The organism is Aliterella atlantica CENA595, from assembly GCF_000952155.1.
Taxonomy (GTDB): domain Bacteria; phylum Cyanobacteriota; class Cyanobacteriia; order Cyanobacteriales; family Chroococcidiopsidaceae; genus Aliterella; species Aliterella atlantica.
In genome coordinates, this window is record NZ_JYON01000033.1 from 19,073 (window position 1) to 45,356 (window position 26,284).

Here is a 26,284-nt window from a genome sequence, read left to right on the forward strand (position 1 = left end):
ACGAACCTTTTTGTCTACAAAAAAAGCAGGGAAATATTCCGAACATCTCACTACTTTTAACCAAAAAGTAGTGAGATTTAGTAAGGCGTGTCTACGAACCTTTGCTACTCTAGAAAAAATAATTATGGGTAGCTAGTTGATGAAATGGCGCGATGACAGCGGTCAAGCGATTTAACTGATAAGCAACAGCAGCAGTTTCGACTATTGTTGCCACCCCAAAAAGCTCGTACAGGTCAGCTAGCTCTCAATCGTCGTTATATTCCCAATAGGGTTATGTAGATTCGTCAGATTACTACTTTGTAGTGGGGTGTTTTAGAATGCTATGGTGTAGCCTATCAAATGACAATTACTCTGAGCGCCGCGTTAATTACTCGCCAAACGCGATCGCCTCTTCGGGAAAATGCCTAATTGAGTTTTAGCCTACGCTTCACCCAATGCAAGCTATAACTCAATACCTTTTAGGTATCAAGCAGCAGATAACTTTTGGCAACTTGTTCTGAGTCGAATATTCATTGAAACTTTGGCAAAATTTCTCTTGAAAAGCTTGATAGCCTGAAAGCCACTTAAATAAGAATTTTAGCTAACGCTCGTTCTTAGCATTACCTTCCACAACACTACCCCAATATGTTAAAGTGTCCAATAAATTCTGGAGAGTCCCTAGTTCTGAATTTATAAACTTTAGCTAGGTAAGTATTCGTGTAACTGGGATTTAAGTCACTGAACAAAATTTCTTTCAAAGGTGGCATGAAGAAGGCTATCTGGGTCTAGAGCCAGCCACTTGTCGCATTTAGGTCTGCCAACCGATCTTCCAAATCTTCCTACCTTATCCACAAAATCATAACTTCAAGCCATGACATCTATGCCACCTCTTAGTTATGAAGAAATCAGAGACGTAATAAACACAATTTTAACTAAGGATTCTCAAAAAGAGCTAGATCATATAGACCAGAACATATTAAAGGGAACATGTGACAAGCTAGAATATGAGGAAATTGCCGAAACATATCGTATCCATAATACACAAGGTTATAAGGACAACGGAAAGAAGTTATTTGATAGGATTAACAGAGCGCTCAGAAATTCCGGTTCCCGTCGTTTGAAAGTAAATAAGTCAAATGTTGTGGATAGAATTACACTGTATGCGGAGATTTTAAATTCACAAGTTCTCGATCCACAAAGGTCTACTCCTATTCTTGATCAAACGTGGGAAATACCGGAAATAGATGGAGCGACTGAAAAGCTTGTTGTAGACCTAAACACAAATTTAAAAAATATTATAGAGTATATTTTAAACTTCAACTCACATACTTCACGGCGTAGCTTAAAAATATTAGATAATTGCAAAAAATTGTTCGGAGGCGATCTTATTATTGTTGTTATTGTCCAAACAGGCAGATTTAGAATAATTTTAAGAGGTCGTGAAGAGGATATAAACCGGATTACATATAAAATGCAATCAGGTGAACTAAGGAAAATAAATGGGTTTCGTATTGAAAGTTATAAGTTAAGTGATGAAGAAACTGTAGTTCTATTTTCTCGTCAAAGGGCTTTGTTGAAATGGCTCGTCAGGCAAGTCGCTAGGATAATAAGGTTGTTAAGGCGGATTACTATTCAAGTTGCTAGGACGATAATGTATTCGCCAAGATGGCTCGTAAGTGAAGACTTTAAGAATATTCTACTGGTTACTGCGCTGGTGGTTGCAGTAGTTCTAACTTCTAGGGCAGTTCTCGCTAACTGGGATTCTATAGTATCAAAAACAAAAGAAACGATAAAGTCAACAACAGAAGAAATAAGAGAGAATCTAGATTCTCCGCCTCGTCCGATAAGTCCTCCAATAAGGCGTTTTCCGCGCCGATTCTAATTATCCTCACTATCCCAATCATATAGGCAGAAATTGCAGTAGGCAAAATTTGAGATGGTAGTATAAAAGTCTGGCGTATAGTTCTCAGATGTTGTTGACTTACCTTCTATTTATTATTTTGGAAAGTAAAATATATCATTACTTTCGAGAGTAAAATAGGGAATCTGCTGTAAACAAAAATTTTAGTAAAATCGCTAATTGCTATCTGTGTTTTAAAGTGAAGATCCCAGCATTGAGACATAAGTAAAAATATAACAATAGAAGGTAAACCTCTTGATGCGATCGCTAAAATAGTCAGCAACGGAAATTTAGATTTGAAAACTTATGTAGCAAATCTGAACTTATGAGCATTCTAAACGATACGGAAGAAGGGCTGGCAAATATCTGGAAGAAAATGTTTTTATCTGAGGAATAATTTTACTCTTTAAATTCTAAATCAAACTTTAGTGATGCAACTGTGTTTGTCGGCAGCACAGAGTGGTAAGTCATCAAGCGGGTTAACAGCCCGCAGCGTGAAACCCATGAGAGAATAGTCGCAACTTTTAAAAATCCTGTTATGATGCAATCCACCCATCGGCTGTCCATTGATCGGATCGAACAGGCTGCTAAGATCGTCGATCCAGTATTTCTCAACTCACCGCAGTTTGTGTGCGAACCTCTGAGTGAACAACTTGGCACGCGGCTGGCACTCAAAATTGAAACACTTAATCCGATCCGTTCGTTCAAAGGACGGGGAGCAGATTTCCTAGTGTCGCAGATTCGAGAGGGTGACAAGCGCTTGGTTTGTGCCAGTGCTGGTAATTTTGGTCAGGCAATGGCATATGCTTGCCGTAAGCGGGGTGTGAATCTAATCGTTTATGCTAGTACGGGTGCAAATCCATTAAAAGTTGAACGGATGCGATCGCTCGGAGCAACTGTAATTTTGCAGGGGGAAGATTTCGATGCAGCAAAACAAGCAGCAAAACGTGCTGCACTCGAACAGAATTACCGATTTATCGAGGATAGTCGTGACGTTGAAACTGCCGAAGGAGCAGGAACAATAGGCTTGGAATGGCTAAATTTCCCCGAACCCTTGGATGCTCTACTCATACCGTTGGGCAATGGGGCAATGCTCAACGGCATTGCTAGAGTAATGAAAGCCCGTAGACCCAAAACTCGAATTATCGCCATCCAGGCGGCTGGCGCACCAGCTATGATTGAGTCTTGGCGTGCCGGACGAGTAATTATGCACGAGCAAATCCACACGATCGCCGATGGGATTGGCGTGCGCGTACCTGTGCCGGAAGCACTTGAAGATATGCGCGGTTTGGTTGATGAGGCAATTTTAGTGAGTGAGGAAGCGATCGTCCAAGCGATGCGTCTAATACATTGTCATGCTGGAATTGTCGCCGAGCCTTCTGGCGCGGTCGGAGTTGCGGCAATTCTTGAGCAACCAGAACTGTTCGATCGACAGTGTATAGGCACGACTATCTGCGGTGGCAATCTAACAGTGGAGCAAATGCAAGCATGGTTATATTAGTCATAAAATGCTTAGAAAAACTGTGCTTGCAGGTTGGTAACGTAGAATAACTTCAGACTATTAGCCCAGTTATAGTAGTTAAAATAATGTCATAGCTGATTGTACTCCATATGATGCCAGCAACAGCTTGCAAGCATTCACGAGCAATATAGGGTTAACACTTATCTAGATATGGAGGATAGCGGTCTCGAACCGCTGACCTCTACAATGCCATTGTAGCGCTCTACCAACTGAGCTAATCCCCCGTAACACTTACCTAGCGATAGTTATAGTTTATTTTGAAGACTTTCTTATTGCCTTGTACGAACTTTTAATGTCATTAAAGTGCTTCGCTATTATCTTTTAACAGTTGTACTTTCGTCAAGTCCCTAAATGAGAACTATTAAAACAAAATTAAGATAAGTTCGTAAAATAACTAATACAGTTATTCATCAGAAAATAAACTACCAACGTGCCAGCCGCAGCAAAGGCAACTAAAGTTCCGGCTAGCATTAATGAGAACTCTTTCGTCTGCACTGCCGCTTCCATTAAATGCAGCGACCAAGCCACTAATGCCACATCAAAAACTAAAATAGTAAGCAGCATATGTTAAAAAATTAAATTTAATTAATTTATCTTAACATATCTACAAAAAACTGGTGGCGGCGCTCATTAAGCGATCGCGCGGATAGGGCAAGAGCGATCGCGCAAGTAGTTTTTGATTTCGGCGACACTCAAATGCCCGTAGTGTAACAATGAAGCAAGCAGAGCAGCTTCCGCCTTACCTTCAGTAAGTGCTTCGTAGATATGCTGGCAATTGCCCGCCCCACCAGAAGCAATTACAGGGATTTGCACGGAGCTTGCGATCGCTTTTGTTAATTCTAGGTCATAACCAGCTTGCGTGCCGTCGGCATCCATACTTGTAACTAACAATTCTCCAGCACCGCGTTGTTCGACTTCTTTAGCCCACGCTAAAGCATCTAAACCAGTGTTCTCGCGTCCGCCGCGTACAAATACATCCCAACCAGGATTAGTTGGATCTTGACGCTTCCTAGCATCAATAGCAACGACTATACACTGATTGCCAAAGCGATCGCTGGCTCGATTAATAAAGTCTGGTTGACGTACAGCGGAAGAATTGATACTAACTTTATCGGCTCCTGCCCTTAACAAATTTTTAATATGTTCTAATGATTGAATACCACCACCTACAGTAAGAGGAATAAACACCTGTTCGGCAGTACGGTAGACGACATCAATAATCGTGTCTCTAGCTTCGTGAGTTGCCGTAATATCCAAAAACACCAATTCATCCGCCCCAGCCTCGTTGTAGACCTTAGCTAGTTCCACAGGGTCGCCAGCATCAATTAAATTGACAAAGTTAACACCCTTGACCACTCTGCCAGCATTCACATCCAAGCAAGGTAAGATTCTTTTAGCAAGCATGATTTAAAGCTACTTAATAAAAACTCTGCTTATACTTACACAAAAATTGTCTATCTGTATCTAGTCCCTATCAACGGGAGTTAATTGAAATTTTAGTAGCTAGCAATATGGCAATTATTTCTTCTAAACAAGACCCTATTGAACCAAACGATCGACGCATCGAACCAAAAAGAAGCGATCGCCCAGCCCAATCTGAACCTCTCCTCAAGCCCGAAGTTACCCCAGACGAACAAGATAAACAAGAAGATCGCATTCGTCCCCACCGCTTTGCTGACTACATCGGGCAAAAGGATTTAAAACAGGTACTCGATATTGCCATTCAAGCGGCTAAAGCTAGAGGCGAAACGTTGGATCACTTGCTACTATATGGTCCTCCAGGATTAGGGAAAACCACAATGGCGCTAATTTTAGCCTCAGAAATGGGGGTAAACTGCAAAGTTACCAGCGCACCAGCCTTAGAACGTCCGCGAGATATTGTCGGGTTATTAAATAGCCTCAAAGTAGGAGATGTTTTATTTATTGATGAGATTCACCGCTTATCTAAGATGGCAGAAGAGATTCTGTATCCAGCAATGGAGGATTTTCGCTTAGATATTACGCTTGGTAAAGGTCAAAGTGCTAAAACTCGCTCTTTACCACTACCAAAATACACTTTAGTAGGAGCAACAACTAGGGTTGGGGCGCTATCTTCACCATTACGCGATCGCTTTGGCTTAATTCAGCAGCTACGTTTCTACGCCCAAGACGAACTCAGCCAAATTGTCCTCCGAACTGCCCAAATCTTGCAAACTGATGTATCTGAAGATGGTGCAGCAGAAATTGCTCGTCGCGCTCGCGGTACACCTAGAATTGCTAATAGACTCTTAAAAAGAGTACGCGACTACGCCCAAGTCAAAGCCGCAGGCACAATTAATCGATATATAGCCGCAGAAGCTTTAGAACTATTCCAAGTAGACCCTTGCGGACTAGATTGGACAGATAGAAGAATGTTAAGCGTGATGATTGAAAACTTCAATGGCGGTCCGGTAGGCTTGGAAACGATGGCAGCAGCGACAGGAGAAGACACGCAAACAATTGAAGAAGTATACGAACCGTATTTAATGCAAATTGGTTACTTAAACCGCACTCCTCGCGGACGGGTTGCTACCGCAGCAGCATACAAACACTTGGGTTTCACCCCACCAAATCAACAATTGTCCTTACTAAAATGAAGCGTCTAATTTTCCTATTTTTGCTGATTGCGTTGCTGATATTTAGTGCGCCAAATCCTGTCTGGGCAGAATCTCAACCTACACCAGAACAGTTACAACAGCTAGACTCCTTGGCTCAAAAAGCTATCACGGCTACTAATAAAGGAGATTTTGCCACAGCAGAAAACTACTGGACGCAGATTATTGATATATTTCCTGACAATCCAGCAGCATTAAGCAATCGCGGCAATGCGCGAGTAAGTCAGAACAAGTTAACAGAAGCGATCGCCGATTACAACCAAGCCATTGAACTTGCACCCACAGCAACCGACCCTTATCTCAATCGCGGTACGGCTTTAGAAGGCTTAGGCAAGTGGAATGAAGCGATCGCCGATTACAACACTCTCTTAGCCATCGATTCTAAAGACGCGATGGCGTATAACAACAGAGGTAATGCGGAAGCAGGATTAGGAGAATGGGAAAAAGCGATCGCCGACTACCGTACCGCCGCAGATTTAGCGCCAAACTTTGCCTTTGCGCGGGCAAATTATGCGATCGCTCTTTATGAAACAGGTCAAGTTGACGAAGCTATCCGCAACTGGCGGAACATCGCCCGCAAATATCCTAACTTCGCTGATGTGCGGGCGGCGCTGACTGCTGCATATTGGGAAGAAGGTAAGCAAGGAGAAGCCGAGAGCAATTGGGTAGCTGCTATAGGACTAGATAGGCGTTATCAAGACCTAGACTGGGTAAAAAACGTCCGCCGTTGGTCGCCTAAAATGGTAATAGCCTTAGAAAAATTCCAAAAACTCCAGTAGTTTAGACTTTAATTCGTAATTCGTAATTCGTAATTACAGGGGGATTGGTCAAATGACTACTAATTGCTCAATCTGCGCTGGAGTTAAATCTTGCACGTTATCCAACACAACTATTGCTCCCGCAGCCTTAAGAGTTGCACTATAAGCTTGACGGCGTTGGGCGGTTACTTGAACGTGCGGCGGGAGAACGCCTACACCCAGCCACATCCTCGAAGGATCGTGCGATCGCGCCCTTTCCACCGCATACATATCGCCGACTGTATCGCCTACATATAGTATTGGTGCTGTTTTTTCTAGGTTAAATTGTTGCTCTAATTGCTCGACTGCTGCCAAAAGTCCTGTCGGATCTGGCTTACCTGGCGCATCTTCCATCGCAATCAGTACAGGCGATCGCAAACCCAAACGTTTTGATAAGACGTAATTAGCCGAGGCGCGAGTCGCACCGCTAAAAAAGCCCCAAGGAATCCCCGCCTTACTCAATTGTTCGAGATAGTAAGGTTCTAGCAATAATGGTTCGTCGCAGATATAGCCTGTCCAATTTTCAGGATCTAAGCCTCGGTAACGCGATTGAAAAAAAGCAACAATTTCTTGATAATTAAGCTTAAAATCGGAGCGCCTTGTTCCTTGAGTTTCAAAATAACGATATATCAACTCTTGAGAAGCTTCCCAATCATTGTTCCAAATCCCTTCAGATTTAAGCTCGTCTATATCTACTTCTGTAGGGCGATAAGCATGATGAGTAAATTGCTCTACCGTATCTGCTAGCGCCCGTCGGTAAGAATTGCCCACATCGCGGATTACGCCATCAATATCAAAAATTACGATCGCTGAAGTCAATTTGTGTATGCACCTTGTAACTAAGATTGTTCGGCAGAAACCGTCTGTATGAGTTAAAATAAGCGATCGCATAGTTTTAAGCAAGTACCGTACATACAGGCGGAGGAAAGATTTGACGAAGTTTATCTTGAAGATTCTCTGGTTAGACGAAAACGTAGCCCTAGCAGTAGATCAAATCGTTGGCAAAGGAACTAGCCCTTTGACTCGTTACTTTTTTTGGCCGCGTAACGATGCTTGGGAAGAGTTAAAAAATGAGCTAGAAGCCAAACATTGGATTGCCGAACAAGATCGAGTCTCGATCCTCAATCAAGCCACAGAAGTAATTAACTACTGGCAAGAAGAAGGTAGAAGACGACCAATTGCTGAAGCCCAAGCCAAGTTTCCCGAAGTTGCTTTTACAGGTAGTGCTTAATCGCCGATTTGTCTAGATCGCTATTGTTATTTAGCGATCGCATCCTTCCTACTGCTAGAAAGTAGTTAGATAAAAGTGCGATCGCCTTAAATAACCAAATTTTAATTACTTTCTAGCATTTCCTTAGCTCTATTAACGTTTTGCCGCACTGCTGCGGCTGAAGTATGCAGCGCTGCCAATTCTGTATCTGTAAGTTTCAGTTCCCAAACTTTGCCAATACCACCGCAGCTTAAGCTACAAGGAACGCCGATAAATATATCTTCCAACCCATACTCGCCTTGAAGATAAGCCGCTACAGGCAATAAACGCGATTGATTGAGTAGTATTGACTCTACCATCAAACAAGTAGACGCTGCTGGGGCAAAATAGGCACTACCTGTCTGCATCAATTCTACAATTTCCGCGCCGCCGTTACGAGTTCTTGCTACCAAGCGATCGATTGCCTGTGCATCCATCAATTCAGTAATTGGCACGCCAGCAACGGTCGCATAACGCGCTACAGGAACCATCAAGTCGCCGTGACTGCCTAGTACCATCGTCTGCACGTCCATCACCGATACGCCCAGTTCCATCGCGATAAAGGCTTGAAACCTAGCAGAATCCAATACGCCAGCCATACCCATTATTCGATCGCGCGGTAAGTCTGTAGCTTGCCATGCTAAATATGTCATTACATCTAAAGGATTGGTGACAACAATCAAAATTGCTTGGGGAGATTGGGCGATCGCTTTTTTTGCCGCTTCGACAACTATTTTGGCATTCGTCTTCATCAAGTCGTCTCGACTCATGCCTGGTTTACGTGGGATTCCGGCTGTAATTACTACGACATCAGAATTAGCGGTATCGGCATAATCTGTCGTACCGCTAATCCGGCGATCGTGCAAAGAAATTCCCTTTGCTTCCAATAAATCCAGCGCCAATCCTTGAGGCATTCCTTGCACTACATCTAGCAACACTACATCAGCTAAATTTTTCTCAGCGATGCGTTGGGCTAAAGTGCTGCCAACTTTACCTGCACCAATCACGGTGACGCGGGGAGAGTGACAGACAAGGGGATTAACGTCTGTTGGCATCATAGGAAAGCGATCGCGTTTACTTAAGTAAGTAAATACTACTTAAATTCTTCCAACTGGTCTACACGCAGCCAAATATTAGGCGTAGGTACTTGCCCAAACATTACTAGCGCGTAATCGCCGCGAATATCTAATACTTGCCCTTTGGTTTCAAATATATAAGCAGGAAAGCGTACGTCACTAGCTTTTGCTTCTAGACTATTTTCTAACTTTTCGCGGACAGCACGAACCGCATCACCTTTTTTGACTGGCATAATTTATTTTATTTGACCTCTTAATCGCTATCTGAGAATTTTAAAGTGTTTGCGGGATTAGTCAAGTAGGAAATGTCACTTCCTCTATCAGCCTTTTCCCTGACTCTAAAACTAAAAATTCAATTATTTAGGGGCTATCTACCTCTAAATTTAGCTACAAAGCAAAAATTACGAATTACGCATTATCAATTACGAATTATTCTGGCACTGGGGGCAAAAGTGAGACGATCGCCCGGCTAACCTGATCCGTTCAATTGGCGTACTGCAAATTTGGCATGGTTCGCCTGTACGATTGTAGACCCAAGCTACACCACTATAGTTTCCATTTATACCTTGTATATTTACAAAATCACTAAAAGTAGTGCCACCAACAGCAATACTTGCTGCTAACACCTGAATAATCGCTGCGTGTAACTTTTCTACTTGACTAATTTGCAAGTTTGTACATAAGGTGCTTGGCAAAATATTAGCGATAAATAAAGCTTCATCAGCATAGATATTGCCAATCCCAGCCACGATCGCTTGATCCAACAATGCAGCTTTAATCGAACGGCGGCTATTTTTGAGTTTTGCGGCTAGATAATCTACCGTAAACGCGCTACTAAAAGGATCTAGCCCTAATTTGGCAAGTCCCGTAATTACTGAGGCGATCGCCATATTAGGCGGAACCCACCACATTTGTCCAAAAGTGCGCTGATCGACAAACCGCAGTTCTCGCCCTGCATCAAAAAATAATCTTACCCGCGTATGCTTGTGTAATGGCTCATTTGGGTGCATCCATAGCAATTGTCCCGTCATGCGTAAATGCACGCCCAAATAGCTGCTATCGTCCATCTGCGCTAGCAAATACTTACCGCGACGCTGCCACTGAGTAAATGCTTTACCTTTGATTCCAGCTATAAATTCGTCCACAGAAAGCGGGTAGGCGATCGTGCGACTTAATAGCACGTCCCCACCCGTAACTTTTTGGTTTAGGGTTACTCCCTCTAAACCGCACCGGACTGTTTCGACTTCAGGCAGTTCTGGCACAATTAACTAACGACTTTCCGTTCCCTGGTTAGCATCTCCGACTACAGTAGCACTACTGTCTCCAGATTCGGGCGCTGCGGCGGGGTTAGATGTCTTAGGACTAGATGGCGTACCTTGACCTGTTTTGCGGGTACGTTCGTCGAGAGTAGTTTGTTTGCCACCAGTTGCAGCGGTAGAAGCTTTTTTCGCTTTCGCTGTTGGTTTGGCAACTTCTACTAACTCGTGCAGGGCAAAGTTATTTGTATTTACGCCAGCATAGTTTAGGTTATTAAAGCGAACGATGACTGGATAGCGAATTCCACTTTGGTCAATAGAAGCAACTAATCCTGTGTCTTGAAACCAGTAGGATTCTGGTCTGAGAATCCGCACTTTAGAACCACGTTCAACCATGATTATCTTCCCTTTGATTTATTAATTGCCAACAAATAGGGCTAATTGTTCTCACTCTACAACCCGATCGCAACCCTCTGGGCTGTTTGGTCTTTAAGTTTTGTTGCGCTATTCTACCCAACGCACTGCAACAAAATGGGCTTTTTGCCCCCATTCATCGCGTCTAGCTGTAATATTTTCAATTTCTAAGTTCAAAGGCACAGCCGTTGTAATATACCTTTGGGCGAGGCTACCTACATCTGGCGCTAATTGAGATGCTGCTTGTGCTGCAATCCCAAAGCCAATTAATTGCTCAATTATTCCTCTAGGTAATAGCAGATGCATACTCACAGCAAAAGTAGCTGTCAGTAGCATTTCTACAGATACATTTGTGCCGCAACGAGGATGAATAGCTAAATTGTCTTCCCCATGAGTAAGTCTGCGTAAGGCGAGGCGAACTGCCCGTTGCAAGTCGATAAGATTTACCTCACCGTAGATATAAAACCCTTTATCTGTAGATAAACCACCCAAGAGAGGAGAAGATGATGGCGATTCGCTCAAAACCCAAACCGTAGCGTGTTCTAAAGCGTGAATTTGCCGCAGCATGAGAATTTCCTTTAATCCGACAACAAAAGGTAATTGCCTGAGCAAATCTGCATCTTCTATAGGTTGATTAGGCAGATAGAAGCTAAAATCAAACGCAGCAGACATAGCAGCACCAATCCTTAGCCGCTAGCTAAAAGAAACATTTGTTTAACTTTAACCTTTGCAGCCAAAAATCTTAGATAATCGTTATTACCATTATCTCAACTTCATTTAGCAGTAGAAATACTCTTTTTCAAAGTAGTGCTATAGGGAAAAAGCTAAAGAATGTGCTAGGACGAAATCGTTTTAGAAAGTTTGCTACACCCTAGAGCCTCTATATTGACAATTTTCACTGCATTGGTTCTGAAGTAAGTAGATATTTTTTTATAATTTATCCAGCACGATTTCGGTTTGATTCATGAAGTCTTATCTTGCCGCAGCAATTCAAATGACTAGCCTGCCTAACTTAGAGAAGAATCTAGTTCAGGCTGAAGAACTGATCGAACTTGCCAAAAGGCAGGGTGCAGAGCTAATTACACTACCGGAAAACTTTTCTTTTTTGGGGGAAGAAGTAGACAAAATTTCTCAAGCAGAAGCGATCGCCCAACAGAGCGAAAAATTCCTCAAAACTATGGCGCAGCGCTTCCAGGTAACAATTTTGGGTGGTGGTTTTCCCGTCCCAGTAGATGCTGATAAAGTCTATAACACGGCTTTATTAATTGACCCTAACGGTGAGGAAATAGCTCGCTATCAAAAAGTCCATTTATTTGATGTCAATTTGCCTGATGGCAATACCTATCGCGAATCAAAGACAGTCATGGCAGGGACTTCAATGCCAAAGGTTCACGCTTCCAAAGAATTAGGCAATCTTGGCTTATCTGTATGCTATGACGTTCGCTTTCCCGAACTGTACCGCCATTTGGCGCAAAAAGGAGCCGATGTCGTATTTATTCCGGCGGCTTTTACGGCTTATACAGGTAAAGATCATTGGCAAATTCTTCTGCAAGCAAGAGCGATTGAAAACACCTGCTACGTCATCGCCCCAGCCCAGACAGGACAACACTACTCTTTGCGCCAAACTCACGGTCACGCCATGATTATCGACCCTTGGGGAGCGATTTTAGCAGATGCAGGCGATCGCCCTGGAGTTGCGATCGCGGAAATTTCTCCGACTCGTTTGCAGCAAGTGCGCCGTCAAATGCCTTCATTGCAGCACCGCGTATTTATCTAAAAAAATCGGGTAGCAACAGCTACCCGAAGTTATTTAAACTTACTAATAATTAAGCTTTGACAGCTTGCTTAGTAATGGCATTCAATTCGCCTTTAGCATACTTAGCAGCAAAATCATCTAAGGAGATTTGCTTGATTTTGCTACCTTGACCAGCAGATTCAAATTGCTTGTAGCGATCGCCACAAACTTTCTGCATATATACAATTGAAGGCTTGAGGAAGTGACGGGGGTCAAATTCCTTGGGATTAGCCATCAATGCTTCGCGCACCGCAGCAGTAATCGCCAAACGGTTATCGGTATCGATATTTACCTTACGCACGCCGCTCTTGATCCCTTTTTGAATTTCTTCAACAGGTACGCCGTAAGTTTCAGGGATTTGTCCGCCGTTTTGGTTGATGATGGCAAGTAAATCTTCAGGTACAGAAGAAGAACCGTGCATAACTAAGTGAGTATTAGGCAAGCGGCGGTGGATTTCTTCAATCCGGCTAATTGCCAAAATTTCCCCAGTCGGCTTGCGAGTAAACTTGTAAGCGCCGTGACTTGTGCCAATTGCTACAGCCAAAGCATCTACTTGTGTTTGCTCTACGAATGCTACAGCTTCGTCGGGGTCAGTTAATAGCTGGTCGTGGGATAGAACGCCCTCAGCACCGTGACCGTCTTCTTTGTCACCCATACCAGTTTCTAGTGAACCCAAGCAACCGAGTTCGCCTTCAACACTAACGCCAATTGCGTGAGCTACATCGACAACTTTGCGAGTTACTTCAACGTTGTACTCGAAGCTAGCTGGGGTTTTGGCATCAGCTTCTAAAGAACCATCCATCATCACGCTAGTGAAGCCATGACTCATTGCTGAGTAGCAAGTCGCTGGGCTATTGCCGTGATCTTGGTGCATGGCAATGGGAATATGGGGGTATGTCTCTACCGCCGCCAAAATTAGGTGACGCAGAAACGACTCGCCTGCATACTTACGAGCGCCACGAGAAGCCTGAAGAATCACGGGGCTATCTAGTTCATGGGCAGCTTGCATGATTGCTTGGATCTGCTCCATGTTATTAACGTTGTAAGCTGGGATGCCGTAGCCATTCTCAGCCGCATGATCTAAAAGCAGCCGCATTGGTACGAGCGCCATAGAAAGTCCTCCTAATTTGGTTGTCAGCTAGTGTTATCGACAAGCGTTGTATTACGCTAATCTTAAGATAATTTTCAACTTTATCAAAAATTATATCTGTGTATGCTACCAAAGCTTACACTTGAGCAAGTATTTCATCTTATTCTAGAGCTTATCTGCAATGTGCTGGGCAGCTTCGGCTGAAGTACGTACTGGGATAATTTCAAAATGACCCAAGTCTTGCCAAGCTTCAATCCAAGTATCAAATAAGGCGCGATCGCTTGTCCGCATCAGTTGAAAGCAGCGAGAATACTCTAAATCTACCCAGCTATCTATATACTCAAGCCCAGGTGGTAATTGACGACCGCGATCGCGGGCGCGGCGATAGATCTCAACAGCCGCACCTGCGTTGAAATACTCAATCACCATGTACAGCATGATTTTAACCTCGTGCGATCGTTTTTTTGCTTCTAAAAATAGATTTTCTTATTCTAAACTAGGTGGGTGTTCTCCCATTTTCACCCACATCCGACGCACACGAATTAACTCAGGACGATTCATCTTTAAGGTAACAATAGTAGCTCTATCTATTGGTGTCAGTCCAATTATTTCTGTAAAAGCTTCATTCCAAGCAAAATGTTCTGTCCACTTTTGCAAATGAGGGTGAAATATAGAAACTGTATTTTGAGTTTGAGGATCTATTACTTGTTGGCGATTTGACTTGTATCGATTGCACATTGGACAAGCCAAACACAAATTTTCAAAAACTGTTTTTCCACCAACTGAACGAGGAATAATATGTTCGCACTCAAAGGTAACAGGCATTAAAGCATTAGCAGTAAGGCAGTATGCACAACAACTATTGAAGCGACTGTAAACCTGTCTTTTTAATTCTTCGTTAATATACTCGCTCATTAAACAGGTAGCAGTGCATCCATCTTCTTTAAGGTATATCTAGCTCTAGTCCTCAGAATTGTTAATTTATCAACTTGAGATAAAATAACGTCTAAAACAATAGTTTCTTGAGCAGATAATTGCCCTTCAGAATTTTGTATAAGCAGGCTGTTTAACTGTTCTTGTTGAGATGTAGATAATACACTTTCTGCTAAAGCTTCTAATTCATCTCGACTCAAACCAATTAAGCATTCAGGATCTTTTTCTAGCGGATTTTTTAGTTGATAGTTAGTTTCCAAGTTTATTTTATTAATGAAATCTTTAAATAACAGAGCTAACTGTATGCCATCTATATTCAAAATTCTTTGGCTTTCATAAGAAAGATTATGACTCAATAAAGTTTCATCTGTTGCTTCAAGTGTTTTACCTGCTATATAGTTGTTTTGCAAGTAAATATACATCTCCTGATATAGTTGGTTTAGTCTGCGATTATTTTGAGCTATCGCATTTAAATCTTCTAAAAGGTCAGTAATATTTTCAGCAATTTTTTCTAACTGCTTTTGTTCTGCTTCTAAAAGTGGTGCTTCTAGTTGTTCTAGTGCAATCAAAAATGCTTTTAAAGTAATTTCATCTGCTTGTTTCATAATTGACTACTATGGAATATGAAGGGCATTGACTACAATCGCAGGTCTTACTTTAGAACTGGATAAGTCAGAAAAAGGGTATCTTACGCAAGATGATGTCATTTTTCAAGTAGCTGGGCATAAACATCATCCTCTGTGTTATTCCACACAGCGTAAGAGCGATACTTGACTTGTCTGAACCCAAAATGCAGATTCATCTTCAGGTAAAAGAGTAACTAAAATCCTCGTGCTTTCAGGAATTTCAGTTTACTCTAATAGTTCAATTTTGCCTTGACGAACGATCGCCCAAAGTGTCTTCAGCATACTAAAAAGTAATGAGCGTGAGGCTTTTAGACAATTATATATTTATGGGTCGCCTGGGATTCGAACCCAGAACTATTCGGTTAAAAGCCGAGTACTCTACCGTTGAGTTAGCGACCCTTGAGTTATTGGCGTTTTTAAGACCGTTTTCAACTGTAACACGCCTGTCAATAAAACACAATACTTTTATAAAAAAGTCACGTTCATGCTCACCCAAGTCTGCAAAGTTTCCCCTGGTGGCAGCATTACTAAGTCTTCACCTGTATTTAGCGCGTTGCGAGGAGCGCTCCAAGGCTCTAAACAGTAGAAGTCTTTACCTTTTAACGTCCAAAAGACTAATGTGCCGTAGTAAGCGTTATTCCACTCCATATTTAATTGCAATTGACGGCTAATATCGCTGACTGTGGCTGAATCTCCTGATAATTTCCTAAATGCAGCATCAATTTCATCGCTGTTGAGGTCAAAGCCATTAAAAGGGTGACTTGTCTTAGTTTTCTGGTCTTGAAACTCGCTACTAGGAATATGAAACTCTAAACTAGCCTTATCTTGGACGCAGAAGTAGGGATGCAAGCCTACAGAAAAAGGCATCGGCTCATTTGAGCGATTGGTAAAATTTTGATAAATCACTAAACTATTACCCCATAGCCGATAGCTAAAACTTAGCTGAAAGTCAAACGGGTAGACTGCTTTAGTCTCTTCGTTGCTATCTAAAATTAAGGTAATACTGGCACAATCGTCAGTTGCTTGTTCGGCAACTTGCCAAGGTAAATCGCGAGCAAAACCATGTTGCTTTAAGGTGTATTGCTGACCTTGGTAAGTGTAGGTGTTATCTGGTAAATTGCCGCAGATCGGGAACAATATAGGAATGCCGCCACGAACGCTTAATTCGGGGTGGGAAAAGCGATCGCGATCTAAGTACAATATTTCTTGCCCTTGAATCCGCCACTGGGTAATAATTCCACCACGTTCGGGTACAACTTCCAACTCCGATTGCGCGTAAGAATCAGAGAGAGTATAGGTTTTGTACTGTTGTTGACTAGATGCGATCGCAAACATAAATAATTTCCTAAATCCTACTGGTCTTCAGCAAACACGAAGCGGTACAACTCATTAGCTGCTGGTTCTGGGCTTTCTTCAGCAAACTTTACAGCTTCGTCGATAAGTTGGCTAATTTTGCGCTCAATTTCCTTAAGTTCTGACTCGGTAGCTAAATTATGCTCTGTGAGATAATTTGCTAACTTCTTAATCGGATCGCGACTAAACCAAAACTCTTTTTCTTCCTTCGAGCGCAATTCGTCGGGATCGGCAAGTGAGTGTCCGCGAAAACGATAAGTCAAGGCTTCAATGACAGTCGGACCTTCGCCAGCCCGCGCCCGCTCTACAGCTTCTTTAGCCACTGCTCTTACTGCTAGTACATCCATCCCATCTACTTCTACCCCAGCCATACCGAAGGCATGAGCTTTTTTATAGATTTGAGGATCGGAAGTTGCGCGATCGTGAGCCATACCGATCGCCCACTTATTATTCTCAACTACATATATAATTGGTAATTTCCATAAAGCTGCCATATTTAGGCATTCAAAAAACTGCCCGTTATTGGCTGCGCCATCGCCAAAAAAGCAAGCCGTTACTTGATCGGCATAGTTTTCATCTTTTAAAGCTTCGCGGCGATATTTAGTTTGAAAAGCAGCGCCCGTCGCTACCGGAATACCTTCGGCAACAAACGCATAACCGCCTAATAACTTATGTTCGTGAGAAAACATATGCATAGAACCGCCGCGTCCTTTGCTGCATCCTGTGGCTTTGCCAAACAACTCAGCCATTACTTCTTTGGCTGGTACTCCAGCACTCAAAGCATGGACGTGATCGCGGTAGGTACTGCAAACATAGTCTTCTCCTGGACGCATTGCTTGAATTACGCCAGTCGAAACTGCTTCTTGACCGTTATACAAGTGGACAAAACCGAACATTTTGCCCCTGTAGTACATTTCGGCGCATTTATCTTCAAAATACCGCCCCAAAATCATGTCTTCGTAAAGCCTTAAGCCTACATCTGGGGTAATTTCGCTGGAAGTAGCAACAAAAGTGGGTAATGCTCTCTCTTGAACCATTGAGGTGTTTTGTCCTTGTAGTAATAGTCTTTATGGCTAATAATGTTAGGCAAACATTAATAATACTGTTACCAAACGCAATGTAAGTGTGAAGGTCACAAGTTATTATAGTGTCACGGTTTGACTGACCTGATAAACGCTTTTGATTGTAGGTCAATTTTGTTGTTCGCGGTACAGGGGAAGTAGGCTGTGCGGATTCCACTCGATTATTACCGAATTTTAGGGTTGCCGATCCAAGCAAGTGCAGACCAGTTGCAGCAAGCTTATCGCGATCGCTTGTTGCAGTTGCCTAGACGCGAGTATTCAGAAAAAGCGATCGCTGCCCGCAAACAAATTTTAGAAGTTGCTTATGCCGTTTTAGCCGATCCCAAGCAGCGCCAACGTTACGATAGCAACTATTTTTCCACGTACGGGGAGCCGGAATCTGACAGCGACACAATTGCCGTCGATACGCTTGCACCTAGTATTGAAATTTCTGACGATCAATTTATTGGCGCGTTGTCAATTTTACAAGAGTTAGGCGAGTACGAACTTGTATTAACTTTAAGCAATCCTTATCTGCACCAAGATCCCGCATCAGCACAAAATACCGATCCCGATATTGTTTTAACAGTCGCTCTTGCTTGCTTAGAGTTAGGCAGAGAACAATGGCAGCAAGGTCAATACGAAAAGGCAGCTTATTCGTTAGAACAAGGACATAATTTACTGATCAATACGCAGTTGTTTGCTGGACTTAGCAGCGAAATTCAAGCAGATTTATATAAACTTCGCCCTTACAGAATCTTAGAACTACTATCGCAACCAGAACATAATCTAGTCGAACGTCGGCAAGGTTTGCGCTTGCTGCAAGAAATGCTAGAACAACGCGGCGGAATCGATGGTACTGGCGAAGATGGATCGGGTTTAGCTTTAGATGACTTTTTGCGGTTTATTCAACAGTTGCGGAGTTATTTAACTTCTAGAGAACAACAAGACTTATTTGAAGCTGAAAGCCAACGCCCGTCGGCAGTAGCAAACTATTTGGCTGTATATGCGGCGATCGCGCGCGGATTCGCCGAAAGAATGCCTGTATTTATTCGCAAAGCTAAATTGCACCTGATGCGGCTAGGTAAACGTCAAGACGTGCATTTAGAACAAGCAGTATGTTCGTTGCTACTAGGGCAAACGGCAGAAGCAAGTAGAGCTTTAGAACTTTCCCAAGAATACGAAACTCTAGCATTTATTCAAGAAAATTCTCAAGGCGCTCCCGATTTACTGCCAGGATTATGCTTGTATAGCGAACGCTGGTTGCAAAATGAAGTATTCGTCCAATTTAGGGATTTAGCTGACGAGCAAGTTTCGCTCAAAGATTACTTCGCAAACGAGCAAGTTCAAGCTTATTTAGAAGCACTCCCGACAGAAGCAGAAGCAACAAATGAATGGGATGCTGTAGCAGTTGCATCGCCGACACACGCCCAAGCTAGCCAAGAAGATAGTCAAGGCTCGACTATTACCCGCACTTCTGGAGGAGCGATCGCTTTAGCAGATAGAAATGTAGCAAATAGTAGTACATTAGTTGCGATCGAGCCATCCGCGCGTCCAAAAAAACGCCAGCGCCGTTTTAGAAGTGGTGGTGCAGGTACAAAACCAATGCGCCTCATTTTACTAGGGCTAGGTGGTTTATTAGGAGTCTTATTTTTAGGATTTTTGGCAACTAAAACTTACGGGTGGTTGCAACAAAGTCTAAATCCTGCTCCGCTCCTCGAAGGAGAACAACCAGTAGTACAGCTAAACGAGCCATTATTTACTGATGCAAGCTTGCAAGCACCATCAGCAGACGGTTTATTAACCAAAGAAAGCGCTCAAGATGTGATTCAAGAGTGGTTAGTTACCAAATCCCTCGCTTTTAGTTCGCGGCATCAAGCTGATGAGTTGAAACAAATTTTAGCAGAACCAGCATTGTCCCAATGGCAGCAAAGAGTAGAACGCGATCGCACAAGCAACCGCTACAGACAGTTTAAGCACGAATTGACAGTAAACTCAGTAGAAACTGATGCCACAAATAGCGATCGCGCCCAAGTGATAGCTACAGTAAATGAAGTAGCTCAAGTTTATACTGGCGATCGGCTCGACGAAAATATGTCTTACGACGAAAAATTGCAAGTAAGATATAACTTAGTGCGGCAAAGCGATCGCTGGCAAATTCAAGATATGGCTGTACTAAAGTAGTTTTTGCTCTCACTATCTTTTTATATAGCTATCCATAGCTAAAAAATTAGTCCAATCGACAACAAAGCCGCGTACAATTAATTGCACGTATTTTCTTAACGCAGGGGCAAAACAAATGCCAGCAGCAGTGGGAACAATAGAAACATTAGGTTTTCCGGCGGTGCTAGCAGCAGCGGATGCAATGGTAAAAGCTGGCTCAGTAACGCTGGTTTATTATGGTTTGGCAGAAAGCGGACAATTTATTGTGAGCGTCCGAGGTAGAGTATCTGAAGTTAAAATTGCTGTGGCGGCTGGGATTGAGGCAGGAGAGGCGGCTTACGGCGGGCAAGTAATTACCCACTACATCATTCCTAACCCGACTGAAAACGTAGAGGATGTTTTGCCAATTGAGTACACGGCAAAAGTAGAACGATTTAGAGAGTAAGGCGCACTGACGAGTATCGGCTTACAATTATTTCTTGGCTTCAATTAATTCATTTTTTGGGAGAATTGCTAATGTCGGCACAGGCAGTTGGTTCGATTGAGACAAAGGGTTTTCCGGCTGTACTTGCAGCGGCAGACGCAATGGTAAAAGCAGGTAGAGTAACTTTAGTTGGCTATATCAGAGTTGGTAGCGCTCGGTTTACAGTCAACATCAGGGGAGATGTTTCTGAGGTCAAAACTGCTATGGCGGCTGGAATTGATGCCGTAGAGAAGGTTTATGGCGGTACTCTAGAATCTTGGGTAATTATCCCTCGCCCCCATGAGAACGTAGAAACAGTATTGCCGATCGCCTATACAGATGAAGTTGAAGTTTATCGAGATGCTGTAGAACAGCCGATCGTTAGACATAGATAGAACAGTGACCAGTGACCAGTGACCAGTGACCAGTTAAAGAGTTAACTGTTAGTACAGTTAACTGTGGCTAGCCAGTATGTCTTAAATGGTTACTGCATAACTGCTTACTGTCTAAAACCTGGTCACTGTTTACCTAGTTGCTGATTCAAATGTGTTCTGTTTCGATTATTATTCCGACTCTAAATGAGGCAAGCTGTTTGGGACGTACTTTACGTCAGTTGAGTATTCTTAATCCAGCACCTTGGGAAGTATTGGTAGTAGATGGCGGGAGTTCTGATGAAACGCTCGCCATCGCTCAATTGGCGGGAGTAAATGTAGTCGATTGCCAACAATGCGGGCGATCGCCGCAAATGAATCAAGGGGCAAAAATTGCTACAGGGGAAATTTTGTGTTTTCTCCATGCCGATACTTATGTACCTGACGATTTGGTCGCAGCAATTGAGACAACTTTGGCTGATAAAACTGTTGCTGGAGGTGGTTTTATCTCGCTGATGGCTGGTTCTCAAACTACGCGCTGGGGTGTATCGCTGCATAATTACTTAAAAACTTACTATGCTCCTTTACTATTTCGCCCGCACTTATTTTTTAAGGGATTGCGTTTGTTGTTTGGCGATCAGGTAATGTTTTGTCGCCGCGCTGATTTTTGGGAGTGTGGTGGCTTTGATGATGTACCAATATTGGAAGAAGCAGATTTGTGTCTTAAATTAGTCCGGCGCGGAAAAATTCGCCAGGTAAATAGAGTCGTGCAAAGTAGCGATCGCCGCGTAGCTCATTGGGGTGCGCTTAAAGCTACAGGTATATACCTCTATATCGGTTTTTTGTGGGGTCTGGGCGTATCGCCAAACTATCTCAAAAAGTTTTATGAGGATATTCGTTCAAATTGAGTTTCAACGGCTCCTAAAGCTTTGAGCGTGGATATTTGAGCAGGTGTTAAGCCTTTAATTTGAGTAATATTCATGTTTTCATAAGGACGAGGCGATCGCATAGTTAGCAATTCGCCAGTTTCTAAATCCCAGCGCTTAATTACTTCATCAAAGCTACTGCTAATAACCATACTTCCCTGGGGTGTCTGCCGAGAGGAAAGCGAATATATTAATCCTGTATGTCCTGTTAATGTTTGGATGCATTGCCCAGTAGACAAATCCCAAACGCGGATAGTGCGATCGAAGCTACCACTTAGTAACTTATCCTTATCAGCATAAGCGATCGCCGTTACAGGTGCAGTATGTCCTTGTAATACTTGCACGCACTCTCCAGTGCTAACATCCCAGATGCGGATAGTGCGATCGAAACTGCAACTAGCTAACTGTTTGCCATCAAAGTTGAAAGCTACTGACCAAACACTATTAGTATGTGCTTTTAAAGTAAAAATACATTCTCCACTACTAACTTCCCAAACTTTGATACTTTGGTCAAAGCTACTACTAGCAAGATACAAACCATCAGGACTAAAAGCAACCGCAGTTACAGAAGCAGTATGTTCTTGCCAAGTTTTGATACATTTACCAGTATTTAGATCCCAAAGCTTGACAGTTTGATCGTAGCTAGCACTAGCAAGAGTTAAACCATCAGGACTAAAGGCAACACACCAAACCCAACTAGAATGTCCTTGTAAAGTGCTAAGACACTGCCCAGTTTGATAATCCCATAACTTAATAGTGCGATCGGCACTGCCTGTAGCAAGAATTTCTGATTGGGGGGCAAAAGCAACAGACCACACTCGGTTAGTGTGTGCTTGAATAGTTTGCAGACATTCGCCCGTATTAGGATTCCATAGTCTGACACATTGATCTTCGTGTCCGCTAGCTAAGATGTGGCAACTTGGGCTGAGAGATACTGATAAAACCGAATTAGTATGTCCTTGAATAGTTTTATTGCACTGCCCTGTTTTAATATCCCAGATTTTCGTAGCATGGTCGTCACCACCGCTAGCTAAGTATTGGCTGTCAGGACTAAAAGCAACACTCCAAACTCTATTGGTATGACCGATAAAAGTCTGCTTGCATTGTCTTGTTTGCACATCCCACAGTTTAATATTATGGTCGTAACTGCTACTAGCTAACCATTGACCGTCATTACTAAAACTCAAAGCAGTAATTACATTGCTGTGGGCTGGAATAACTTGCAAACATTGACTTGTTAACACATTCCACATTCTAATTGTCCAATCGTAGCCGCCACTAGCTAGAGTTTGTCCATCGGGGCTAAATGCAATAGTTTTCACCCATTTGCTATGTCCTGTTAGAGTTTGGTAGCATTCACCTGTAGTTGTATCCCATAACTTAATTGTCAAATCCTCCGAACTACTTGCAATAGTTCCCCCATCTGGACTAAATGCAACTGCCCATACGCGCTGAGTATGTTCTAGCAATAAACGCGGCGGAGAATTTAAATTAGTTAGATCCCAAAGCCGGATACTGGTGTCTTGAGAGCTAGTTGCCAAAGTTCGCCCATCAGGACTAAATGCAACAGCGTTTACAGAATAAGTATGTCCTGTTAGTGTTGTTAGGCAATTTCCAGTTGTGACATCCCAGAGTTTTACTAAATAATCATCGGCTACGCTTGCTAGCATTTTGCCATCAGGACTAAATACGACTTGCCAAGCCCAATGACTGTGTTCTTTGCAGCTTGCTAATTGTTTGCCATCTTCAACTTGCCATATTTGAATTTCGCCGCTAGTATCGCTAGTTGCTAGGATTTGACCGTTGGGACTAAAAGCAACGGTAGTAATACCACCAAAGGTTTCCGCAAAAACGCAGCGATCGATCGCTGCACCAGAGAAGTTAAGATCGTGCAAACTACACTCAGCTAAGTATGCTTGGCGGATAGTTAAGGCAGAAAAGTCGCATAAAGCTTTATCTTTACTACAAGCATTGCTTAAGTCTATTTGCAGTTGCCAGTACAAATTAAGTAAATTGCCTGCAACGTAACCATGTTGGTAGGTACTTTGATGTTGTAATTTCAGTAAAATTTGGTTGAGATGCGCTTGCAGCGTTTGCCTATTTTTAAATGTACTTAACAGCGCAGTGCAGACAGGTCGCAAAATTAGCAGAATTTGAGCTTGGCGGATGTAGTCTCTACTGGTAGCTTTAATCAAAGCATGGCTGTGAAGTAGGTGCAACTGTTGGCTGGAGATTTCAGTAGAAAACTGCTTGACTAAAAGTCCCGTTACGTACTCCATAACAGCAGGTTGTTGAGTGCAGCCAAAACTACTTGTTTCAATAAGCGATCGCCCTTTGAGTGCTTCTATTGCTTGCAGTAGTTCCCTCTGCAATACTTTGGGGATAATATCTGCCTGCAATTGCTCTAGTCTTACCCATTCGCGGCTAATTGCTAGCCAGGACATTACTTGTTTTTCTAAGTGCGATAGGCGGCTAAATTGTTGTGAGAGTAAATCCCAAATATCGCCAAATACACTCGTACCTTGGCTTAAGAAGGCTTGAATATCTCCCCCAAATAAGGATGAGATCGTTGATGCAGCAATTTTGAGTGCTAAGGGATTACCAGCATACAGGTTATTTAGCTGTTCGTATTCTAATTGGGAGCTAGCTATTTGTTTTGTTTGCAGGATACTTTGTCCTGCCGCTGGTTGCAATCCTGTTAGTCTATGCGATCGCACTGGTAAAGTTGCACCTTCTCTTGCGGCTAATCCTACGGGCTTTTCTCGGCTTGTGACAATTAAGCAACTTTGGTGACGTTCGTCAGCGATGCGTCTTAGTAGTTGTCCGTATCCTTCACAACCTGGGCGGTATTGTCCGAATTCGTCACTTTGCAAGATTGTTTCCGCATTGTCGAGTATTAGTAGACAGCGGGAAGAACGCAGGTATTCGATTAATGAAGAAATGCGATCGTCAATACTCACCGATTGTTCGGCGGCTTGTTGGCAAGAAACAAATAATATTAATTCTGATAGCAGATTTTCAATTGTGGGGGCGTTACGCAGACTACGCCAAATTAAAAAATCAAAATTTGCCTGTACCTGTTCTGCTAGCTTTACTGCTAGGGCAGTTTTGCCGATACCGCCCATACCAAGGATGGTAATTAAACGGCAGCGATCGCTTATTACCCACTGTGATAAAGTTGTCAGTTCGGGCGATCGTCCGTAGAAGATAGATGCATCAATTGCTTCACCCCAATCAATTTGAGGAGTCGGTGAATTTGAGTTAGCAACTATTGTGCTGTTATTTCTTTGTACTGCCCGTTTTAGCACTGCTTGGAAGTTATTTTTAGTAACTTTTTCGCCCAATGCTAGGGAGAGTTGCTGCCACAACTTAGAGCCAGTATCTCTGATATAGCCTAGGTCGTAACCAGAGCTTTTAGCTATCTGGGCGTACGATTGTTCTACCCATGCTTGCCGAAACACTACTACCTGAATTTTGTTAAAACTCTTCTCTATAACTTGTTGAGCGAGTTCTAACGCCTCTTCAACGGTCATTTATTTTTTAAAGTTTATTTGCTAATTTTTTCCATAAAAACACACTTTTTCTGACTTTCATCAAACCTTCGTCAGTTGTTGTTGATTATACCAAATATTTATCTTCGCTTAAAGTAAAACTGCAATGAAACAATTTAGAGGAATTTTGCTTCTGAGCATTCAAGGTATAAATGGACTCAAGAAAGCTAACTATGAGAATCAAACAAGTTAAAAGCTTCACTATTGCAGCTACATCTGTTGCCCTTATTGGTACGGCATTTCCGTTTTTGATACCTGTTCAGGCAAATCCTGGTTGCACTACTGGAGTAGGAACCCTCGATCCCATGTGTCCTGGAGGTATTACCAGAGGACGCAAAAAGTATGGTAGAGAATCAGAAAGAAGCGATCGCAATTATCAGCGCCAGGGAAGGTTTATCGGCAATCAACTATCGGGAAAGTGTATAGACGTGTCTGGCGAACCTGGGGAAATTAACAGCGCACCCTTACTACTTTGGGATTGCGAAACATCTGGGCGCAATGCTCGTAATGGCTCACCTACGGATCAAAGATGGGTAATGGTAGATGGTGGTTTTATCAAGAACACATTATCGGGAAAGTGTATAGATGTATCCGGCGCACCTGGAGAACATAATGGTACACCGCTAATACTATGGGAATGTGAAACATCTGGGCGCAATGCTGACAATGGTTCGCCTACAGATCAAAGATGGGAATTTACATCTGAAGGATTTATCAGAAATAAGCTATCAGGCAAATGCATTGATGTGTCTGGCGCTCCTGGTGATACCAATAGCGCACATTTATTACTGTGGGATTGCGAAACATCTGGGCATAATGCTGAAAACGGTTCGCCTACAGATCAAATGTGGAGTTTTGGGCAGAGAAGGTATTAAGAGACTTGCTTGATAGATTAGTTTGAGGAGAAAAGGAGGACAAGGAGAAATTAAATTGCTAATTTTTAGAGCGATCGCCTATTTCTGCAAGCAGTCTAATCTGTAAAGCTAGATATTTGGCTTGCAGATTATGAGCTAAAGCTTTGGTAATTGTCGCTGCTTTAAGGTCTGAGCTTCACAAGGCTAAAAACACAATTACCATTTATTTTTTCTTACTCGCCTCTTGGTAATAATGAAAGAGGCTGGCACAA

Annotated in this window: 26 protein-coding genes, 2 tRNA genes and 2 pseudogenes; 11 read left to right on the plus strand and 19 right to left on the minus strand. The window is 42.7% G+C overall.

The annotated features are described in order from the left end of the window. Window positions 1-859: 859 nt before the first annotated feature. Together UH38_RS21555 and UH38_RS21560 are read left to right on the plus strand one after the other, a co-directional pair. The gene (locus UH38_RS21555) at window positions 860-1,861 is read left to right on the plus strand and encodes a hypothetical protein (protein WP_045056756.1); all 1,002 of its coding nucleotides are present in this window, start codon (window positions 860-862) and stop codon (window positions 1,859-1,861) included. A 556-nt stretch (window positions 1,862-2,417) separates the two neighbouring features. Next, entirely contained in the window at window positions 2,418-3,380 is a 963-nt protein-coding gene (locus UH38_RS21560) for a threonine ammonia-lyase (RefSeq protein WP_052672508.1), read from the plus strand. 172 nt (window positions 3,381-3,552) lie between these two features. Here UH38_RS21560 and UH38_RS21565 read toward each other — a convergent pair. From UH38_RS21565 to hisF, 3 genes are all read right to left on the minus strand, one after another. Beyond that, window positions 3,553-3,625: transfer RNA gene (locus UH38_RS21565), tRNA-Ala, on the minus strand. 148 nt (window positions 3,626-3,773) lie between these two features. Continuing rightward, a complete protein-coding gene (locus UH38_RS21570; RefSeq protein WP_045056757.1) occupies window positions 3,774-3,965 on the minus strand; it encodes a hypothetical protein in 192 nt (63 codons plus the stop codon). A gap of 66 nt (window positions 3,966-4,031) precedes the next feature. After that, on the minus strand, window positions 4,032-4,805 hold the full coding sequence (gene hisF / locus UH38_RS21575) for an imidazole glycerol phosphate synthase subunit HisF (protein WP_045056758.1): 774 nt from the start codon (window positions 4,803-4,805) through the stop codon (window positions 4,032-4,034). 107 nt (window positions 4,806-4,912) lie between these two features. On the opposite strand from hisF, the gene ruvB reads away from it, so the two are divergent. Together ruvB and UH38_RS21585 are read left to right on the plus strand one after the other, a co-directional pair. Then, complete coding sequence (gene ruvB / locus UH38_RS21580) at window positions 4,913-6,016, plus strand: Holliday junction branch migration DNA helicase RuvB (protein ID WP_045056759.1); 1,104 nt, start codon at window positions 4,913-4,915, stop codon at window positions 6,014-6,016. Next, window positions 6,013-6,813 (plus strand): tetratricopeptide repeat protein, encoded by an 801-nt coding sequence (locus UH38_RS21585; RefSeq protein WP_045056760.1) that lies wholly within the window; start codon window positions 6,013-6,015, stop codon window positions 6,811-6,813. The genes ruvB and UH38_RS21585 overlap by 4 nt, the downstream gene beginning before the upstream one ends. Window positions 6,814-6,861: 48 nt before the next feature. Here the strand turns inward: UH38_RS21585 and UH38_RS21590 are convergent, their stop codons facing one another. Next, a complete protein-coding gene (locus UH38_RS21590; RefSeq protein ID WP_045056761.1) occupies window positions 6,862-7,650 on the minus strand; it encodes a TIGR01548 family HAD-type hydrolase in 789 nt (262 codons plus the stop codon). Between the two features lie 70 nt (window positions 7,651-7,720). Between UH38_RS21590 and UH38_RS21595 the strand changes: the two genes are divergently transcribed. Continuing rightward, entirely contained in the window at window positions 7,721-8,062 is a 342-nt protein-coding gene (locus tag UH38_RS21595; RefSeq protein WP_072044969.1) for a 30S ribosomal protein PSRP-3, read from the plus strand. Window positions 8,063-8,163: 101 nt separating this feature from the next. Here the strand turns inward: UH38_RS21595 and mdh are convergent, their stop codons facing one another. The 5 genes from mdh to UH38_RS21620 all read right to left on the minus strand — a co-directional run bounded on the left by mdh (window position 8,164) and on the right by UH38_RS21620 (window position 11,498). Next, complete coding sequence (gene mdh, locus UH38_RS21600) at window positions 8,164-9,138, minus strand: malate dehydrogenase (RefSeq protein WP_045056763.1); 975 nt, start codon at window positions 9,136-9,138, stop codon at window positions 8,164-8,166. Between the two features lie 35 nt (window positions 9,139-9,173). After that, window positions 9,174-9,389, minus strand: coding sequence for an NAD(P)H-quinone oxidoreductase subunit O (gene ndhO, locus UH38_RS21605; RefSeq protein WP_045056764.1), 216 nt, complete (start codon window positions 9,387-9,389; stop codon window positions 9,174-9,176). Window positions 9,390-9,578: 189 nt separating this feature from the next. Further along, on the minus strand, window positions 9,579-10,418 hold the full coding sequence (locus UH38_RS21610) for a DNA-formamidopyrimidine glycosylase (protein ID WP_045056765.1): 840 nt from the start codon (window positions 10,416-10,418) through the stop codon (window positions 9,579-9,581). A gap of 6 nt (window positions 10,419-10,424) precedes the next feature. Continuing rightward, entirely contained in the window at window positions 10,425-10,808 is a 384-nt protein-coding gene (locus UH38_RS21615) for a photosystem I reaction center subunit IV (RefSeq protein ID WP_045056766.1), read from the minus strand. Window positions 10,809-10,916: 108 nt separating this feature from the next. Beyond that, window positions 10,917-11,498 carry a DUF6391 domain-containing protein gene (locus UH38_RS21620; protein WP_045056767.1) on the minus strand — a complete coding sequence of 194 codons (582 nt, stop codon included), beginning with the start codon at window positions 11,496-11,498 and terminating at the stop codon, window positions 10,917-10,919. A gap of 292 nt (window positions 11,499-11,790) precedes the next feature. On the opposite strand from UH38_RS21620, the gene UH38_RS21625 reads away from it, so the two are divergent. Then, a complete protein-coding gene (locus UH38_RS21625) occupies window positions 11,791-12,603 on the plus strand; it encodes a carbon-nitrogen hydrolase family protein (RefSeq protein WP_045056768.1) in 813 nt (270 codons plus the stop codon). A gap of 49 nt (window positions 12,604-12,652) precedes the next feature. Here the strand turns inward: UH38_RS21625 and fba are convergent, their stop codons facing one another. The 9 genes and pseudogenes from fba to pdhA all read right to left on the minus strand — a co-directional run bounded on the left by fba (window position 12,653) and on the right by pdhA (window position 17,660). Continuing rightward, window positions 12,653-13,732, minus strand: coding sequence for a class II fructose-bisphosphate aldolase (gene fba, locus UH38_RS21630; RefSeq protein ID WP_045056769.1), 1,080 nt, complete (start codon window positions 13,730-13,732; stop codon window positions 12,653-12,655). 144 nt (window positions 13,733-13,876) lie between these two features. After that, the gene (locus tag UH38_RS21635; protein WP_045056770.1) at window positions 13,877-14,149 is read right to left on the minus strand and encodes a DUF3303 domain-containing protein; all 273 of its coding nucleotides are present in this window, start codon (window positions 14,147-14,149) and stop codon (window positions 13,877-13,879) included. 48 nt (window positions 14,150-14,197) lie between these two features. Beyond that, window positions 14,198-14,626, minus strand: coding sequence for an HNH endonuclease (locus tag UH38_RS21640; RefSeq protein WP_045056771.1), 429 nt, complete (start codon window positions 14,624-14,626; stop codon window positions 14,198-14,200). Next, a complete protein-coding gene (locus tag UH38_RS27480) occupies window positions 14,626-15,249 on the minus strand; it encodes a hypothetical protein (protein ID WP_200892564.1) in 624 nt (207 codons plus the stop codon). The genes UH38_RS21640 and UH38_RS27480 overlap by 1 nt, the downstream gene beginning before the upstream one ends. Before the next feature lie 18 nt (window positions 15,250-15,267). Beyond that, a pseudogene (locus UH38_RS28360) lies at window positions 15,268-15,370 on the minus strand (type II toxin-antitoxin system PemK/MazF family toxin); the annotation flags it as partial. Then, a pseudogene (locus tag UH38_RS28365) lies at window positions 15,348-15,552 on the minus strand (hypothetical protein). The pseudogenes UH38_RS28360 and UH38_RS28365, both read right to left, overlap by 23 nt. Before the next feature lie 45 nt (window positions 15,553-15,597). After that, window positions 15,598-15,669, minus strand: a tRNA-Lys gene (locus UH38_RS21650). Window positions 15,670-15,735: 66 nt separating this feature from the next. Further along, a complete protein-coding gene (locus tag UH38_RS21655; protein WP_045056772.1) occupies window positions 15,736-16,605 on the minus strand; it encodes an aldose epimerase family protein in 870 nt (289 codons plus the stop codon). 17 nt (window positions 16,606-16,622) lie between these two features. Beyond that, a complete protein-coding gene (gene pdhA, locus UH38_RS21660) occupies window positions 16,623-17,660 on the minus strand; it encodes a pyruvate dehydrogenase (acetyl-transferring) E1 component subunit alpha (protein WP_045056773.1) in 1,038 nt (345 codons plus the stop codon). 189 nt (window positions 17,661-17,849) lie between these two features. On the opposite strand from pdhA, the gene UH38_RS21665 reads away from it, so the two are divergent. From UH38_RS21665 to UH38_RS21680, 4 genes are all read left to right on the plus strand, one after another. Continuing rightward, on the plus strand, window positions 17,850-19,868 hold the full coding sequence (locus tag UH38_RS21665) for an IMS domain-containing protein (protein WP_045056774.1): 2,019 nt from the start codon (window positions 17,850-17,852) through the stop codon (window positions 19,866-19,868). Window positions 19,869-19,983: 115 nt separating this feature from the next. After that, window positions 19,984-20,292, plus strand: a complete 309-nt coding sequence (locus tag UH38_RS21670) for a carbon dioxide-concentrating mechanism protein CcmK (protein WP_045056775.1) — start codon at window positions 19,984-19,986, stop codon at window positions 20,290-20,292. 71 nt (window positions 20,293-20,363) lie between these two features. Continuing rightward, on the plus strand, window positions 20,364-20,705 hold the full coding sequence (locus tag UH38_RS21675; RefSeq protein ID WP_045056776.1) for a carbon dioxide-concentrating mechanism protein CcmK: 342 nt from the start codon (window positions 20,364-20,366) through the stop codon (window positions 20,703-20,705). A gap of 149 nt (window positions 20,706-20,854) precedes the next feature. Next, a complete protein-coding gene (locus tag UH38_RS21680; RefSeq protein ID WP_045056777.1) occupies window positions 20,855-21,589 on the plus strand; it encodes a TIGR04283 family arsenosugar biosynthesis glycosyltransferase in 735 nt (244 codons plus the stop codon). Here UH38_RS21680 and UH38_RS21685 read toward each other — a convergent pair. Then, window positions 21,565-25,140 (minus strand): WD40 repeat domain-containing protein, encoded by a 3,576-nt coding sequence (locus UH38_RS21685; RefSeq protein ID WP_045056778.1) that lies wholly within the window; start codon window positions 25,138-25,140, stop codon window positions 21,565-21,567. The genes UH38_RS21680 and UH38_RS21685 overlap by 25 nt on opposite strands. Before the next feature lie 191 nt (window positions 25,141-25,331). Here UH38_RS21685 and UH38_RS21690 point away from each other — a divergent pair, with 191 nt between their 5' ends. Continuing rightward, window positions 25,332-26,033, plus strand: coding sequence for an RICIN domain-containing protein (locus tag UH38_RS21690; protein ID WP_045056779.1), 702 nt, complete (start codon window positions 25,332-25,334; stop codon window positions 26,031-26,033). The last annotated feature ends 251 nt before the right edge of the window (window positions 26,034-26,284 follow it).

Bases quoted from the DNA above. Each gene is read 5' to 3' on its own strand.
- UH38_RS21555 (WP_045056756.1), top strand. From the start codon at position 860: ATGCCACCTCTTAGTTATGAAGAAATCAGAGACGTAATAAACACAATT.
- UH38_RS21560 (WP_052672508.1), top strand. From the start codon at position 2,418: ATGATGCAATCCACCCATCGGCTGTCCATTGATCGGATCGAACAGGCT.
- UH38_RS21570 (WP_045056757.1), bottom strand. From the start codon at position 3,965: ATGCTGCTTACTATTTTAGTTTTTGATGTGGCATTAGTGGCTTGGTCG.
- hisF (WP_045056758.1), bottom strand. From the start codon at position 4,805: ATGCTTGCTAAAAGAATCTTACCTTGCTTGGATGTGAATGCTGGCAGA.
- ruvB (WP_045056759.1), top strand. From the start codon at position 4,913: ATGGCAATTATTTCTTCTAAACAAGACCCTATTGAACCAAACGATCGA.
- UH38_RS21585 (WP_045056760.1), top strand. From the start codon at position 6,013: ATGAAGCGTCTAATTTTCCTATTTTTGCTGATTGCGTTGCTGATATTT.
- mdh (WP_045056763.1), bottom strand. From the start codon at position 9,138: ATGATGCCAACAGACGTTAATCCCCTTGTCTGTCACTCTCCCCGCGTC.
- ndhO (WP_045056764.1), bottom strand. From the start codon at position 9,389: ATGCCAGTCAAAAAAGGTGATGCGGTTCGTGCTGTCCGCGAAAAGTTA.
- UH38_RS21615 (WP_045056766.1), bottom strand. From the start codon at position 10,808: ATGGTTGAACGTGGTTCTAAAGTGCGGATTCTCAGACCAGAATCCTAC.
- UH38_RS21620 (WP_045056767.1), bottom strand. From the start codon at position 11,498: ATGTCTGCTGCGTTTGATTTTAGCTTCTATCTGCCTAATCAACCTATA.
- UH38_RS21625 (WP_045056768.1), top strand. From the start codon at position 11,791: ATGAAGTCTTATCTTGCCGCAGCAATTCAAATGACTAGCCTGCCTAAC.
- fba (WP_045056769.1), bottom strand. From the start codon at position 13,732: ATGGCGCTCGTACCAATGCGGCTGCTTTTAGATCATGCGGCTGAGAAT.
- UH38_RS21635 (WP_045056770.1), bottom strand. From the start codon at position 14,149: ATGCTGTACATGGTGATTGAGTATTTCAACGCAGGTGCGGCTGTTGAG.
- UH38_RS21640 (WP_045056771.1), bottom strand. From the start codon at position 14,626: ATGAGCGAGTATATTAACGAAGAATTAAAAAGACAGGTTTACAGTCGC.
- UH38_RS27480 (WP_200892564.1), bottom strand. From the start codon at position 15,249: ATGAAACAAGCAGATGAAATTACTTTAAAAGCATTTTTGATTGCACTA.
- UH38_RS21655 (WP_045056772.1), bottom strand. From the start codon at position 16,605: ATGTTTGCGATCGCATCTAGTCAACAACAGTACAAAACCTATACTCTC.
- pdhA (WP_045056773.1), bottom strand. From the start codon at position 17,660: ATGGTTCAAGAGAGAGCATTACCCACTTTTGTTGCTACTTCCAGCGAA.
- UH38_RS21670 (WP_045056775.1), top strand. From the start codon at position 19,984: ATGCCAGCAGCAGTGGGAACAATAGAAACATTAGGTTTTCCGGCGGTG.
- UH38_RS21675 (WP_045056776.1), top strand. From the start codon at position 20,364: ATGTCGGCACAGGCAGTTGGTTCGATTGAGACAAAGGGTTTTCCGGCT.
- UH38_RS21680 (WP_045056777.1), top strand. From the start codon at position 20,855: ATGTGTTCTGTTTCGATTATTATTCCGACTCTAAATGAGGCAAGCTGT.
- UH38_RS21685 (WP_045056778.1), bottom strand. From the start codon at position 25,140: ATGACCGTTGAAGAGGCGTTAGAACTCGCTCAACAAGTTATAGAGAAG.
- UH38_RS21690 (WP_045056779.1), top strand. From the start codon at position 25,332: ATGAGAATCAAACAAGTTAAAAGCTTCACTATTGCAGCTACATCTGTT.